This window comes from Candidatus Zymogenus saltonus (assembly GCA_016929395.1).
GTDB classification, from domain to species: Bacteria; Desulfobacterota; Zymogenia; order Zymogenales; family Zymogenaceae; genus Zymogenus; species Zymogenus saltonus.
Window position 1 is genome coordinate 45,169 of the sequence record JAFGIX010000046.1, and the last position, 15,125, is coordinate 60,293.

At 52.7% G+C, this 15,125-nt stretch carries 14 protein-coding genes; 3 read left to right on the top strand and 11 right to left on the bottom strand.

The window, feature by feature from the left end:
* Window positions 1-88 precede the first annotated feature (88 nt).
* The 6 genes from hisA to JW984_08915 all read right to left on the bottom strand — a co-directional run bounded on the left by hisA (window position 89) and on the right by JW984_08915 (window position 5,504).
* The gene (gene hisA / locus JW984_08890; GenBank protein MBN1573295.1) at window positions 89-835 is read right to left on the bottom strand and encodes a 1-(5-phosphoribosyl)-5-[(5-phosphoribosylamino)methylideneamino]imidazole-4-carboxamide isomerase; all 747 of its coding nucleotides are present in this window, start codon (window positions 833-835) and stop codon (window positions 89-91) included.
* The gene (hisH, locus tag JW984_08895; GenBank protein ID MBN1573296.1) at window positions 829-1,557 is read right to left on the bottom strand and encodes an imidazole glycerol phosphate synthase subunit HisH; all 729 of its coding nucleotides are present in this window, start codon (window positions 1,555-1,557) and stop codon (window positions 829-831) included. Before hisH ends, hisA begins: the two co-directional genes overlap by 7 nt.
* A gap of 188 nt (window positions 1,558-1,745) precedes the next feature.
* Entirely contained in the window at window positions 1,746-2,930 is a 1,185-nt protein-coding gene (locus JW984_08900; protein ID MBN1573297.1) for a DegT/DnrJ/EryC1/StrS family aminotransferase, read from the bottom strand.
* Window positions 2,927-3,532 (bottom strand): N-acetyltransferase, encoded by a 606-nt coding sequence (locus JW984_08905; GenBank protein ID MBN1573298.1) that lies wholly within the window; start codon window positions 3,530-3,532, stop codon window positions 2,927-2,929. Before JW984_08905 ends, JW984_08900 begins: the two co-directional genes overlap by 4 nt.
* A 39-nt stretch (window positions 3,533-3,571) precedes the next feature.
* Window positions 3,572-4,432 (bottom strand): phosphatase PAP2 family protein, encoded by an 861-nt coding sequence (locus JW984_08910; GenBank protein MBN1573299.1) that lies wholly within the window; start codon window positions 4,430-4,432, stop codon window positions 3,572-3,574.
* A gap of 91 nt (window positions 4,433-4,523) precedes the next feature.
* Window positions 4,524-5,504, bottom strand: coding sequence for an energy transducer TonB (locus JW984_08915; GenBank protein ID MBN1573300.1), 981 nt, complete (start codon window positions 5,502-5,504; stop codon window positions 4,524-4,526).
* 229 nt (window positions 5,505-5,733) lie between these two features.
* Between JW984_08915 and JW984_08920 the strand changes: the two genes are divergently transcribed.
* From JW984_08920 to JW984_08930, 3 genes are all read left to right on the top strand, one after another.
* A complete protein-coding gene (locus tag JW984_08920) occupies window positions 5,734-6,495 on the top strand; it encodes an NAD-dependent deacetylase (GenBank protein ID MBN1573301.1) in 762 nt (253 codons plus the stop codon).
* A gap of 102 nt (window positions 6,496-6,597) precedes the next feature.
* The gene (locus JW984_08925) at window positions 6,598-7,248 is read left to right on the top strand and encodes an acyltransferase (GenBank protein ID MBN1573302.1); all 651 of its coding nucleotides are present in this window, start codon (window positions 6,598-6,600) and stop codon (window positions 7,246-7,248) included.
* Window positions 7,249-7,274: 26 nt separating this feature from the next.
* Window positions 7,275-8,264 (top strand): WG repeat-containing protein, encoded by a 990-nt coding sequence (locus JW984_08930; GenBank protein ID MBN1573303.1) that lies wholly within the window; start codon window positions 7,275-7,277, stop codon window positions 8,262-8,264.
* 131 nt (window positions 8,265-8,395) lie between these two features.
* Here the strand turns inward: JW984_08930 and JW984_08935 are convergent, their stop codons facing one another.
* From JW984_08935 to JW984_08955, 5 genes are all read right to left on the bottom strand, one after another.
* Window positions 8,396-9,643, bottom strand: coding sequence for a transglutaminase domain-containing protein (locus tag JW984_08935; protein MBN1573304.1), 1,248 nt, complete (start codon window positions 9,641-9,643; stop codon window positions 8,396-8,398).
* Between the two features lie 216 nt (window positions 9,644-9,859).
* Window positions 9,860-10,207, bottom strand: a complete 348-nt coding sequence (locus JW984_08940) for a hypothetical protein (protein MBN1573305.1) — start codon at window positions 10,205-10,207, stop codon at window positions 9,860-9,862.
* A gap of 173 nt (window positions 10,208-10,380) precedes the next feature.
* Window positions 10,381-11,535 (bottom strand): class I SAM-dependent methyltransferase, encoded by a 1,155-nt coding sequence (locus JW984_08945; protein ID MBN1573306.1) that lies wholly within the window; start codon window positions 11,533-11,535, stop codon window positions 10,381-10,383.
* 5 nt (window positions 11,536-11,540) lie between these two features.
* Window positions 11,541-12,428 carry a methyltransferase domain-containing protein gene (locus JW984_08950; protein MBN1573307.1) on the bottom strand — a complete coding sequence of 296 codons (888 nt, stop codon included), beginning with the start codon at window positions 12,426-12,428 and terminating at the stop codon, window positions 11,541-11,543.
* 34 nt (window positions 12,429-12,462) lie between these two features.
* Window positions 12,463-15,117 carry a PAS domain S-box protein gene (locus JW984_08955; GenBank protein ID MBN1573308.1) on the bottom strand — a complete coding sequence of 885 codons (2,655 nt, stop codon included), beginning with the start codon at window positions 15,115-15,117 and terminating at the stop codon, window positions 12,463-12,465.
* Window positions 15,118-15,125 lie beyond the last annotated feature (8 nt).

Genomic DNA, 15,125 nt, shown 5'->3' on the forward strand with positions numbered 1-15,125 from the left:
ATAATATCTTCCGAACTCTTTTACAACCGTGCGTTACAGTAAAGTTGCGGCGAAAAATAGGGAAGCTTTTTCACTTAACGCCGCGGTTTTAACCGCCCGCCGTTGCTTTCTTCCCATCCGCCTCCCGGATGGCCTCGGCGAGGTCGAGGGTGCCCTCGTAGAGGGACCTCCCTGCGATGACCCCGATAACGCCGTCCTTTTCGAGGGGGATGACCGCCCTGATGTCGTCTATGTACTTTATCCCCCCCGAGGCGATTGTGGGGATTTTCCCGTCAACCGCGAGCCTTCTCGTCCCCTCGATATCGACCCCGCCCCCGACCCCGTCCTTTGCGATGTCTGTGTAGATCACCGCCGCTATCCCGGTGTTTATGTATGAGCGGGCGAGTTCCACCGCCGTGAGCGCGGTCCCCTCGGTCCACCCCTTAGTTTTGACGAGTCCGTCCCTGGCGTCTATTCCGAGGATGATCCTATCGGGGAAGCGGGAGGCCGCCGTAAGGACGAAATCGCGGTCGTCCACCGCGGCCGTTCCTACGATGACCCAGCCGACTCCAATCCCGAGGTATTTCTCGACTATGTCCATCGATCTTATCCCGCCGCCGATCTCCACCGGGACACGAAGCTCCCTTACGATCCTTGCGACCGTATCCATATGGGCCGGGGCGCCTTTTTTCGCGGCGTCGAGATCGACCAGGTGGAGCCTTTTTGCCCCGCACTCCACCCAGTTCCTGGCGGCGTCGAAGGAGTCTTCAAAGTAGCGGGTCTCCTTGTTGAAGTCGCCCTGGGAAAGCCGGACGGCCCTTCCCCCCATCATGTCCACCGCCGGTATTACTACGATTCCCATCTGTTCACGTACTCCCCGAAGGCCTTCAAGATTTCGAGCCCCTTCTCCTGGCTCTTCTCCGGGTGGAACTGGGTGGCAAAGATATTTTCCCGGCCGACCGCAGAGACGAACTCAACCCCGTAATCGGTCGTGCCTGCCGTATATTTATCGTCTTCCGGGACAACGTAATAGGAGTGGACGAAGTAAAAGTAATCGCCGTTCACTAATGTGTCGAAGGGGGTGAATGCCCCCTCTCTTTTCTTCCAATTGACCTGGTTCCAACCCATGTGGGGGACCTTGAGCTTGTTATCTCCAGAAAACTCCTTTCCCTCGAAGCGGACCACCCTTCCCGGAATTATCCCCAGACCGTCGTGACGGCCGAATTCGTAACCCTCGGTGAACAGGAGCTGAAGCCCGAGACAGATCCCGAAGAAGGGCCTGCCTCCTTTGATGAAGTCGACGACCGGATCGGCGAGGCCCTTGTCCACGAGATTTCTCATGCAGTCGGGAAAGGCGCCCACGCCCGGCAGCACCATCCCCGCGGCGTCGTCGATCAGAGCGGGATCGGACGTCACCACGACGTCCTGGCCGAGGCGCTCCAACGCCTTGCTTACGCTCCTCAGGTTTCCCATTCCGTAGTCGACTACCGCAATCAAAGGTTGTTCCTCAAACTTTCTTTTTAAAAAGCGGCGGCGCCGTGCCCTTTCGGGGCCGTGGCTGAGTGTGAAAACGGTCATCTTTGATCCCCCCGTCTTGGAAAACGAAGGACGACGACCGATATTGAACGTCTTCACCTTGTGCCGAAAGACCCTCTCCCCCCATCCCCCTCTCCTTCTCCCCCTCCCACCTCATTACTTCTCAACTCCCTAAACCCCCTTTTCCCCTTCTCCTCCCCGAAATCGGGGAGGCAGCCCTCATAAATATTCTACTTATAAAACTCCGCGATCGTATCCACCACGTAATCGATCATCTTACGGGTAAGCTCGGGATATACCGGGAGGGCGAGGCTCGTCAGGGCTCCCCTCTCGGACTCCGGAAAGTCCCCCTTGCTGTAGCCGAGGTCTTTGTAGCACTCCTGGATGTGCAACGGCAGGGGGTAGTATATCTCCGTGCCTATGCCGTTATCTGCGAGGCACGCCCTCAGCCCGTCCCTATCCTCAACCGTGATGACGAACTGGTTATAGATATGGTGGTAGCCGTCGACCTCGACCGGCAGGGTAACGACCGGATTTTTTCCGGCCGCAATGCCCGAGGATGTGATGAGCTCCCTGTATATGTCGGCGTTTTTTCTCCTCCCCTCCGACCATTTGTCCAGATGCTTAAGCTTTACCCTCAATATGGCTCCCTGGAGGGCGTCCAGGCGGCTGTTCAATCCCACGATCTTGTGGTAATACTTCGGCTTGCTCCCGTGATTTCTCAGTATCCTGGCCCGCTCTGCAAGGTCTGCGTTGTTTGTGGTCAGCATACCGCCGTCCCCGTAGCCCCCAAGGTTCTTCGATGGGAAGAATGAGAAGCAGCCGAAGTCGCCCATCGAGCCGGCGCCCCTCCCCTTGTATTTTGAGCCGATGGCCTGGGCCGCGTCCTCGACTACCGAGAGGCCGTATTTTACGGCCAGCTCCAGAATCGGGTCCATGTCGGCCGTCTGGCCGTAGAGATGGACCGGCATTATCGCCTTAATTTTCAAGCCGTCCTTCGTCTTCAGGGAGTCCCCGCTCGATTTTAGCCCAGAGAGAAAAGATTTAAGCTTTTCCGGGTCGATGTTGAAGGTGGCCGGATCGATGTCGATGAAGATCGGGACGGCGCCTACTCTCGTAATGGAGCCCGCCGTGGCGAAAAAGGAGTACGGGGTCGTGACGACGGCGTCTGTGGCCTCTCCCCCGCTCATGCTGCCTATTTTAAGGGCCATCAGCGCCACCAGGATGGCGTCGCTTCCCGAGGCCACGCCCACGGCGAAGTCCGCCCCCACGTATCGGGCGACCTCCCCCTCCAGCGCCTCCACCTCCGGCCCAAGGATGAAGTACTGGGACTCCAACACCCCTTCAACCGCCTCTTTTATCTCGCCCCTTATCGCGGCGTACTGGGCCTTTAGATCCAACAGTGGAACCTTCATTTTTTCTCGTTTTCTCCTCTATATGCTGGGCTTACGCCGCTCTCACTCTTGATGTAGTTCCTGCCGCAGGCGGGACATGATGTTTTGTCCTCGCCTCCAAATTCGATATTCACCCCGCAGGCACAGATCCACCCCATGTGCCTCGCCGGGGTTCCGTAAACAAGGGAGAAGTCTCCGACGTCCCTGGTCACAACCGCTCCGGCCCCGATGAAGCACGACCTGCCAAGCGTCACCCCGCATACTATCGTGGCGTTGGCGCCTACGGTTGCCCCGTCCTTTATGATCGTCTTCCTGTATTCGTCCTTCCTCGGAAATTCGCTCCTCGGATTGAAGACGTTCGTGAGAACGGCGGAGGGTCCGAGAAAGACGTAGTCACCCACCTCCACCCCCTCGTATACCGAGACGTTGTTCTGAATCTTCACCCCGTTTCCTATCTTCACCCCCTGGCCTACGTAGACATTCTGGCCGATGTTGCATCTCTCCCCGATCTTCGCCCCTTCCCGGATGTGGGTGAAATGCCAGACGCTGGTGCCTTCGCCTATCTCCGCGCCGTCGTCTACGAAGGCGGAATCGTGGACGAAGACCTCATCTTTTTTTGACAAATCGCATTCCCCTCAATGGAAAAACGTTAAAGTATATTCCTATCCCTTCCTTCCGCGAAACATCGCCGGGACCACAAACGCAATCCAGAAGCCTATGAGGGCGTAACGGACGGCGGTGTAGATGTCCAACTCCCCGGGCATAAGGGCGAAAAGCTTTTTGACGAATATCTTGATAATCACCACGCCGGCAACCCCGACGAGTATCTTCAGGACTTGATACCACCAGACTGAGCGGGGCGTAAAATTGATGTATTCCTTCTCAAGAAAATACCCTATGGCGAGTCCCACGTATGTTCCGACCATTAACGACGACTCCGGGCTCAGGAAGTAAAAAAAGGCGCCGCTTATGAGAATCAGTATGATCTTGGGAACCAGTTTGATGTTGTATTCCCTCTTGGAGACCTTGGCGTCGTAAAGGATGTAGACGCCGATAATTATCGCGCCGATGAGCCAACCCCCCAGGACATCGATGGGCCAGTGCACTCCGAGGAAGGGACGGGAGATCCCTATTAGAATCATCAAGATAATCGCAACGATGGTCAGCCACGTCTTTTTCAGCTCCCAGGCGACCGCCCCCCAGAACACCACGGCGCCCTGGGCGTGTCCGCTGGGGAACGCATAGTTCATTTCCTCTATCAGGATTTTCACGCCGTCGGAAATGGCTGGGCGTGGTGTCTGAAATATGTATTTAAGGAAGTTGTTTATATAGGCGCTCAGCAGAAAGACGATGCCGAGCTTCACGCCGAATTTCTTATCGATACACCAATACGTTAAGGGAATCGCTAAAAGATAAAAATTTTCATTGCCCAAAAAGGTTATCGCCTTGAAAAAAATAACTAATGCCGGGTTTGCAAACTGCTGAATGAACTTGATGATTTCGGGGCCTGATAGGAACTCCATCGCTACACCTCATTTAGATTAATTAAATAATTGACAGACTCTTATACTAAATTTTTTTACTATAATCAACGAATTTTTTCATGCAGGGGTATTATCTGACGCCGAAAATGGAGTTGATGTACTCGAAACTGGCGGTTATATTGAGCCTTTCCACACCGATCGACTCCGGAATTGGATTAAAGGGCGAGGCGAAGTTTATCGCATCGATTGCGGCGTCGTCCAGGACTTCGTGGCCGGAGGAAGATATAAGAATAACCCGGGAAACCCTCCCGTCCTTCTCCACCGTAAAAATGACGGAGAGGAGCCCGCCCCACTGATTTTTCTGCGCCTCGAGGGGGTAGTCCCACGCCATCTCTATCTGCGTTTTTATATGGTGAAAATAGCCGTAGTATTTGAACTCCCTCGTGTTTAAGGAGACGTCCTCCTCCTCCTTTATCCCCGGAGAAGTTGTGCCGGGGGGCTTGTTCAAGCGGGCGATGGTGTTGTCGTCGGGAAAGAGGTCGGTCGCAGTAAGCCTGTCGTTACTATATTTTTTTTCTGTGTCCTCTTCGGTCTTCTTCGGCTTTCCCGTCTTCTTGGCAATCTCCTTTTTCGGGGAGACCACATCGGTTTTCGGCTCTTTCTCGGCCTTGGGTTTCGGAGGGGTGGGATTTACCGGGGGTGACGGAGTTATCGGCTTTGAAGGAGTTTTCGGCGTCCCCCCGCCGAGGGGGCTCCCCTTCTTTACGGATTCCTCTTCGAACTTCCTGTTCTTGTCGGAGAGCCTGTGGGTGTCCACCTCTTCGTCCGTTTCCTTGTCTTGGGGAAAATCGTTGAACTCGTACTTCTCCTTATCGTTGAACTCTATGACGAGGGGCTCCTTCTTTGCCTGTGTGAGGTCTATGGTTATGAGGGAGAAGATGAAAAGGAGTATGAGGTGAAAGACGATCGAGGACATAATGAAGTACTCCACCCTTCGGTCCTGCCGTCTTCGACCTCTCCCCTTGATCGGGGGAATTTCTGATAAGCCCGGCGGATTTTTAGGCTTTCCGAAAAAACGAAATCCCTTTCCCTTATTGATTATCAGCTTCATTATCTCGTATGTTAAAAATAGCTACTTTTATCTCTTTTACCCAAGATTTATCCCTGATGGCAATTTTAGGTCAAAAAGTACTGATTGTCAATGAAAACCTCTGTCTTCTATCCCTCAATCGGGCGATGGTTCTTGACAATGAGTTATCGATTTCATACAATCCAAAAATGTGCTGTCTTTGACTTTGATGATTGAATTGGTCGTAACAGGGGAGGGAGGATAGACATTGATGGAGAAGATAAGGAGGGCGGCGGAGCTTTTGTATTTCTCTAAAAGCGCCGTCGCCCTGACCGGCGCCGGGGTCTCCACCGAGTCGGGGATTCCCGACTTCAGGAGCCCGAAGAGCCTTCTCTGGGAGAGGATTCACGCCTACCAGTTTATGCCGATGGAGGCCTATACCGACGGCAAATTCGATTACATCGAGATGTTCTACCGCTTCTGGTTTCCGCTCCTCTTTCCTATGATATCGAGCAGACCGAACGTAAATCACTACTTCTTGAGAGATATGGAGAAAAGGGGGCTTCTCTCCGGGGTGATTACCCAGAACACCGACGGACTCCATCGAAAGGCGGGGAGCGAAAGGATCTTCGAGATTCACGGGAACCTCGAGGGGGGGCACTGCTTCGGCTGCGGCGAAGAGTGCGGGATGGGGCAGATATTGAGCGAGATAGAGTTTTTGAATATCCCGCCCCTCTGCCAGAAATGCGGGGGGATATTGGGACCGAATATAGTCTTCGCCTTCGAGCGGACCGATGACTACGACCGGGGGTTGGAGCTTGCCGAGGGCGCTGATCTCCTCCTTACGATGGGGTCGTCGCTCCTCGTCGATCACGTAAAGGAGATCGTCATGGGATGCTTGGGGGGCGGCGGAAGGCTCGTTGTCATCAACGCGCAGCCAACGCCCTTTGACGACGTGGCGGACGTGGTGATCAAGGAGAGGCTCTCTCTGGTGATCCGCCCCCTCTGGGATACGATCGAGAGCTATTTTTAAACTCTTTAAAGGTCAAAAGTTATGGGAGAGAAGAAGGTATTGTCCGCCTACCTCAACAAACACTCTCTGAAATACGACGCCAGGGAGCTTTCGAGGTGGCCCATGAAGATACTGATAAACCACCTGATATTCCCCCGCCGCTCCTATTGGGCCGCCGCCCTGAGGGGGACGATAATAAACAGGGTGGGTGGGAGGAAGGGGGTATCGTATGTCTTCAAGGACGTTTTAACAAGCTCTTACAAAGACATGATTTTAAGCAGGGATTCTATAATTGAGGAGGGCGCTGTCCTCGACCTCATTGACGGCCCCCTGACAATGGGGGAGCTTGCCGTAATCGGGCCGGGAGTCTTAATAGAAGGGCCTGTGAGCATGGGATTTGCGTCAAGCTTAAGACAGGGATGCATCGCCCTGAAACACACCACCCTCGAGGACTGGGTGGGAGTCTCCTCCAACGTTCACTTTATCACTTTTGCCCACGATATCGGAGATGAGAACTACCGGGTCGGGAAGATTAGGTTCGAGCCGATCCTAGTGAAGAGGGGGACGTGGATCGGGACCCGGGCCACGATCATGCCGGGGGTGACCATAGGCAAGGCGTGCGTCATCGGGGCGGGGTCCCTCGTTACCAAGGACGTGCCGGACTACTCCTTGGCCGTCGGCTCCCCCGCAAAGGTGGTGAGAAAGATAGGCCCGGAGTACGGCGGCGGGCTTCCGCCGGAGATGCAGAAGACCTGGAAATATGAAAAGTGGTAGGAGAAGTGGTGAGGAGGGATTGATAAATGATACGTAAGATAACGGCCTTTTTTCTGCTCATCCTTGTTTCGACCGGTTTCGGAACTGCGGTGATTGGCCAGAAATTCCCCGTTGAGCCCAGGTTCGCAGTTCAACCCCGGTTTACGAGCGCCATGTCCTTTTCCGAGGGGCTGGCGTCGGTTAAGGTTGACGGCAAATGGGGGTATATCGATCACAACGGGAAGATCGTAATAAAGCCGGCCTACGACCTGGCCTGGAGGTTCTCCGAGGAGCTGGCGCCGGTAAACAGCGGCGGCATCTGGGGCTTTATCGACAAAAAGGGGAAATACAGGATTGAGCCCGTCTTCGGCTGGGCCCTGTCGTTCACGGAGGGACTGGCGGCGGTCAACATCGGCGGACTCGGGATAGGCAGGTGGGGATTCATCGACAGGGAGGGTGGTGTGGTAATCGAACCGAGGTTCGATATTGCGTGGCCCTTTTCGGAGGGCGCGGCCATAGTCGAGATTGACGGGAAAACTCTGTTTATCGACAAGGCGGGGAATGTTTTGAAGGAGGAGAGGCGCTTCACCGATGGGGTTTCTCCGGTTCTCTCAAGGGGTAAATGGGGGTACATCGGCAGGGACGGGAAGATCGCAATCGAGCCCCGCTTCGATACGGCCTTTCCGTTTAAAGATGGGATTGCCGTGGTGGTTATGGGAGGCAGGTGGGGATATATCGAAAGGTTGGGCGAAAGATCGGGCGACTTCATTTTGAAGCCGGGGTTTGCCGAGATAGACTTCGCCCTGAACTTCTCCGAGGGGCTTTCGAGGGTCGGCGTGGACGACGACGGGGACATGAAGAGCTTCACCGATGACATGGCGATCGACAGGTGGGGTTATATAGACAAGACTGGAAGGTTGATAATCGACATTCGCTACGAAAAGGCCTACGATTTTTCCGAAGGGGTCGCCGCAGTTATGGTTGACGGAAAGTGGGGGTATATTGAAAATCCCCTGAAGGGAAACATCAAGAGGTGATTGTTACAGGGCCGGCGGATTTTGTCTCCCTCGTCGGTACCTCGACTTCGGCGGGGCGGTCGATTCCATAAAAAAAGGGGCTATATTGAATGCGCCCCTTTTTTCATTGTTATTTCAGAAGTAGATAATCGCTATTCCAGCTCCCTTCCCTCAACCTTATATTCGTCCCAAATGTTCGGCTCAATATCACCATCAAACCACCAGTTGTATGTGTACTCTTCCCAATCGGGGTGTTTAAATAGTGATGGGTTTTCACCAACATAGTTGTATAAATAAATGGGAGGTCTTTTTACAAAACAACATAGAGTAGGATCTGCAACAGACCAGCCGAGGCCGGGCAAATAGACTTCCGGGAAGGCGTGTGATTCAAGGTGGTTCTCTTCAAAGTAGGCGAAGCCGTTTCCCTTCCTCGCGGGTATTCCAGACGCCCTTGAGAGGGCGATTATTGCGTCTGTGAACTCGTTGCAGTCCCCCTTTCCGCTTTTTAAGGCCTTTAACGCCCCAACCATGGGAGTTTGGAATTCATAGCTGATATTCTGCAAAGCGTAACGATATATAGATTCAGCCTTCTCGCAGTCCGTGATGTCGTCTTTTACTATTTCTCTCGCGAGGTTGATTATATAAGGATGGTTCGATTCTATCAGCGGCTCCGGGTTTAAAAAACCGGAGATTTTCCCTCCTTCACATACCATTGGATCGGGATAATCGGCCTTTAGCATAATTTTGTAGTTCATTGCAATCTCAACCGAGCTGTTTGGCCTGAGATTAAGTATTTCAAAAACGTAATAGTTGTTGCCAAGATTATCTGTACCAATATCTCTGTACGCAATATTTGTAGAACTTTCTAATACCTCCTGATATTTTTCAAAAGTCTTAAATATGGGGACCTTAACCTCTACTTTTGTTGCGGTCACATTTTTGCTTTTATTGCCTATCGTTATTGTCCATGTAAAATCGATGAGTCTTTTATCTTTCTCCGCGTATCTAAACGACCATCCGCCCGAGCCCCTTTTCGAGTAGATCTTTAGATACATGCCGCCCAAATAACCTGGAGTAATATATTTTATGCTGTTCAGCTGATACTTAATGTTTGTAGTGCTTCCGTTGCCCCAGAACAGTTCTGCCCAAAAATCGGTGCCGGGGGGCGGATATTCAAAATCGATGGAAAATATTTTTGAATCAGACAAAAGGTAAACCGTATCCGAGTCGCCCTTTCCCTCGAGACGGCCGGAAACCGTAACGACATTTCCCTCTCTGCCTATTGAAACCTCGGAATCGTTGAGCTCTTCCCAGGCCCTCTCCGCGGCGAATGAGTTTGTGTATATAAGCGAAAGGCAACATGCTAAAATGATAAGAAGTAAGAAGTTCCTTTTTCTCATTTGCTCCCCCTTTTTCAAATAATCGGGCATATATTAACAATTACTTTAAATTATGTCAAGGTTTTTAAAGATTGTCGGGGAGAAGTAAGTATATTCGAAGGGGAAAATCCTTGGTGATCTTGAATTGAAAAGGGTAAAAAAGAAGAAAAAAAAGGGGGGAAATACCCCCCATTTTTTAGGCCGTTAGGCTGTTTGCCGTAATGCCCCATAAACATTCTACCAATACGCGCTCCAGTTTCCCTGTCCGTTTATTGAGTATACAATAAAATAGAACTGTCCTCCGCCTGTCAGGACTATTGAAGTAGAATTAATAAGTTGATAATTCCCCAATGCATTATCTGCACGTCCTCTTAATTCTACTCCAAACGTCGCTCCTGGAGGGCCGTAAAATGTGATAGTTTCACGACCTGTTGGGGCGAGAAAACTATACTTGGGTGATGATTGCCCCGGATAAAGGTATCCGCTTGCAATTTCACCCGCGCTGACATCGGTTACCGAAAGGAAGATAGCCGGCAGGAGGAGGGCCGCAATTACGGCAATATTTACGTATTTCACTTTTCTCATTTTTGTTCTCCTGACTAAAAATATAACTACTCCACTTCTATATTATCACTTCAGTGGACTGTCTATGTCAAGAAAATAGTATTAGGCAAGGGGGAAAAATGGTCGAAAAATGTAATAAATTGCGATATGAAATATTATAGACAATGGAAATTTTCTCGTAATTCTGGAAAATTTCATCTCTTTCTTAACAGCGCCATTACCTCCATGGGGATCGGATCCGAAGGGGGGTCGTTTATGTGGGAAAAGTGGTTGAGCTCGACCAGTTCTAACCTGGCCTTTTCGGCCATCTTCTCTATTTTTTCATCCGAGAAGAACCTTATATGCAGTAGAAACGGGAAGGTGAGGCCGCTTTGGTACTCCATCGCCCTTTGGCCTATTCCATTCGCCTCCGTGGGGACGGTGAGTATGAGGGGCGCGCCGGGCCTTAGACTGTTTGCCACCTCGGTGAGAACGCCTTCGGGGTCCGTTGTGTGCTCCAGCACATCGGTCACTATCGCCCCATCGAAGGGGCCGAGCTGTTTCGACAGAGAGATCAGATCCCCCGACTCGTGGCGGAGGTTTCCCTCGATCTCTCCTGTCAGATCGGGAATAAGGCTTCTGTCAAGCTTCAGGCCGAAGGTGTCCGATTCGAGGTCAATTAGGTCGAGGATGTCTTTGAAGAATCGTTCGTTCCTTATCGACATATCGGAAACGGCCGCGGCCCGCCTTGCCCTAAAGGGTGAAAAATCGATATAGGTCGTCTTCCCCCTCGTTGCGATCATAAGCCCGGCGAATCCCGACCCACCTCCGGCGTCCAGGATGTGGCCCTTCCATCCCCTGACTGTGGGGAAGACCCTAGTCAGAAACGAGGCCTCCCCCCCGGACGAGAATCCCATCAAGTAGACCATCGAGTAGAGAAACGAGAGGACGGGGCCGCCGATGTTTTCGAGAAAGGTCAGCCTGAAGGAGTTTCTCAAAGACCTCGATTCTTTCATCGATTCGACAAGGCCGTCCGCCGATTTGCACCCGGCTTCTTTCAAAAGGCCGTCCCTTCTCTTTTCGTCGAACATGTCAAGTATCGACCTAACCACGAAGGGGTATATTCCGGCCTCCGTGTCGTTGTAGGAGAGGCGAAGCTCCTCCTCGGCGCTTATCTCCCTCAATACCCTATAGTAACGAAACGACTCGATTATTCCATCCTCCCCGTCTGTTATGAGGGCGCCCTCCCACCCCTTTGCCAGAGATTCCGGGTCGCTCCTTTCTCCTATGGCAAACTTCGCCCGCACCCCCTCCGGAAGCGATGAGAAGTATGCACGAAGTATATCCGTTATCGAGAAGGTCTTTTCCATTTTCGTTACTTTTTTACGTAGATCACGGCCTGAAAGTAGAGGGTCTCCGGGACAATCTTCTTCAGGATTCCCTCGTCCAGCCGGGAGAGGATTTTTATGATACAGTCAAGGGCGAGCTTTATCGGCCTGATTTTCCTGAAGGAGTGGGCGAAGAATTTCATGAGGTTCCCAAGAAAACCGTAGGTGGTGACATCGGCCTCGGCGAAGGGTATATCCCTGACGATTTTCCGAAGCTCCTTGGGATGAAACGTGGTGATATCCACGGGCGAATCGAGGGTCTCCACGTACTTCTCCTCCAAAACCCAGATCGGCTTTTTCCCCTTAAGCCGCTCCCTGATCGTGTAGGGGATGCCCCAGGTGTAGCGCATTATCTTGAAGACCAGCTCGGTGCCGTGTCTTGTCGGCTCGAAGACGAGGGCCCTCCCCCCCGGTTTCAGAAGCCGGAAGACCTCTTTCATGACCGCCTCCGGGTGCGGGACGTGGTGGAGGATGGCGTGGCAGGTGATGAAGTCGAAGCTCTCGTCCTTGTATGGGAGCCTCTGGGCGTCTGAAAGGGTCAGCCTTACTCTGCCGCCGGCGCCAGCCGCGTTTTTCCCGCATACCTTGAGCATACCCATCGATATGTCGGAGCCGTGGGCCTCCCCTATTTTGTTAAAGAGGGAGAGGTTTGCCACCGCGGCCCCCGTTCCGCATCCGACGTCGAGGTATTTCTCGATCCTCCCCAGCTCCCCCTTTAGGTATGTGCGGTAATCGGAGACGATCCTCTCCATCTCCTCGATCCCGTACTGTTTGCCCCACTTCCAGTCGTAGATTTCGGCGTCGAACTCGTCGTGGAATACGATGTTTGAGCCGGTTATCTCCTCATCGGTGTAGTGTCTGTTCCCTTTTTCCATGTGTCCTTTTTAAGTTTTCATTTTGACAGGATATTCAGCCTCTGCTCGACCGCCTTACGGGGATTTCAACGATGAAGGACGCGCCGCCCTCGGGTTTGTTGATAATGTCAATATTTCCGCCGTGGCTTGTGACGATCTTGTGGGTTATTGCAAGACCCAATCCCGTGCCGGAGCTCTTCGTGGTGAAGAAGGGCTTAAAGATCTCTCCTATTATCTCCGCGGGGACCCCCTCTCCGGTGTCGCTGACTACGACCTTTACGTATTTTTTGCCGGAGATATCTTCGGCGGAGGTGGCAACGCCGAGGCTCCCCCCGTTTCTCATCGCCTGAATCGCGTTGTAGAAGAGGTTCAAAAATACCTGCCTCATCTGGGCACCGTCCGCCTCGATTATCGGGAGAGATTCCTCGAGGTGAATCTCCATCTCGATCCCCCTGGGCATCAGATCGTCTTCTACGAGGTTCAGTGTGTCGTGGATGATGGAGTTCAGGTCCACCTCCTCAAAGCTCGGCGGTATGTCCTTCGGCAGAGACAGGATATTCAGAAGGGTGTGCTCGAGCTTCAAAACCTCTTTCACTATAATGTCGCTGTACATTTTGAGTTTGTTGTCCTCCCCTGCCTGCTCCGAGAGCTTTCTTGCAAATCCACCGATGGAGACGAGAGGGTTTCTTATCTCGTGGGCTACCTCCGTGGCCATCTCGCCTAGCCCCACCAGCTTCGCCTGCTGGAGGAGCTTGGCCTGGGCCTCTCTAAGCTCGCGGTTGATCTTCGCCTGGTTCGTGTACATCATCGAGTTCTGGATGGCGAGTCCCGCCTGGTTTGCGAACGCCCACAGGAGATTTACGTCCTCCTCGACAATCGGTTTTCTGTTAAAGACGTTGTCCACCAGAAGCACTCCCAGGGGTCTTTCCATGGCGACGATCGGGACGCAGGCGAACTCCCTGTCCCCCATCAGGATTCTGGTCATCCTTTTGTCCACGTGGGGATTGTTCTCTATGTCGCGGACGATTATCGGCCTGTTTCCCTTGAGCGATTTTACAATTACGTCATCGCTGCGGCTCAGGGGTATATTTATCTTCCTCAAGATCCTGTTTTGAATCGCATCGGCCGATCCGTGCTCCTTAAATCCCCTTTCGACCAGCTCCTGAAGCTGGTATTTTTCCCTCTCCAGCTCCGACCATATCCTCCCGGCATCTTCCATGCTTATCGGCCCTACCCCCATCCTTCCCACGATTGCCTTTTCGTTCTCGTCTACGAGAAAGAGGGCGGCCCTGTTGAATCCGAAGCTCTCGCCCATGGTCACCGTTGTAAGGACGATATAGAGTAGTCTGTCCAGCTCTATTGTTGTCATGAGGGCGTGGGAGAGGTCGGAGAGGAGAGTCAGCTCAACGACCTTGACCGCCTTCTCCTTTGCGAGCATATCCGCCCTCTCGAAGATGAGGGAGTTTTCTATTGCCACACCGAAGAGGCTCCCGATGGAGGTGAGGAGCTTTATGTCCTGAAAGGTCGACGTGCGGGGGTTGTAGCCCCCCACGGACATCGTGCCCAGAGTCCTGTCCTTGGAACGGAGCGGTATTATGATAACCTGGCGAAGCCCCTCCTGCATCAGGGCCACATCCTTTTCGGGATCGCTGTCGGTTTCTTTGTCTGCCAGATACGGGACCCCCGTTTTTGCCACCCTTCCCGAGACGCTCCCCTCCATGGGCATATGCTCGTATCTCTCGATGTATTCGGGGGAGATGCCCATGTGGGCCTTCAGCGCCAGATCCTCCCTCTCCATATCGGCGATCCTTACAATCCCCTTATCCATCCCCATAACTTTCAGCACCTTGGAAAGGCTTATGTTCAGCAGCTCATCGAGCTCTATCGATTCGGAGAGGGTGGTGGATATTGCATAGAGGACGGAGAGCTCCTTGTTGATGTGGATCATCTCATTTCGCATCTCCATCTCTTTTGTTATATCGTGGATCAGAAATATTATAAAGGATATATTTCCGTTGTTGTCCCTGACGATTAGGGTTGCAATCCTGATGTTGACCTTTTTACCGCTCCTTTTCAGCGCAACGAGTTCTCCCTCCCAGCCGCCCCCTCTCTCTCTATCTATGATCTTCGAGAAGAGATCATCCCCTCCATCGGAGACGAGCAAGGCCCTGATGTTCAATCCTGACAGCCCATTGGGCGTGGAGGCGAAGATAGACTCCATCCTCGGATTGGCATATAAGATGACACCCTTCAGGTCGGTGACGACTATCCCCTCCTTGAGGGCGTTGAGGGTGGATACCAGAAAGTCAAACAGGCTTTTATCCGTGGCGGAAAGAGTAATGGGTGAAACCCCCTTTGCGAAGAAGAGACAGGCCCTTTCCCCCTCTTCCTCCCCCTCGTCGGCGAATATCGGGGAGAGGGAAAAGCTTACCCGTAGCTCCTCCCCGTCCTTCTTTAAAAGGAGGAGGCTAATGGTCGAAGGGCCTTCCTCGGAGATGACCTTTAAAAGAGAATCTTTGAGGACTCCCTTGTCCCCCTCCGACACAAACCTGAACAGGGGGAGTCCCAGGATCTCGCTTGACGAGTATCCGATCAGATTCTCGGATGCGGGATTGATATACAGGACGAATCCCTCGCCGTCCGTGACAAAAACGGGCTCGGGAAATCTCTGCAAGGCCCCGGCAATCTTAAGGGACCGGATGTCCGTCATCTTGGTGC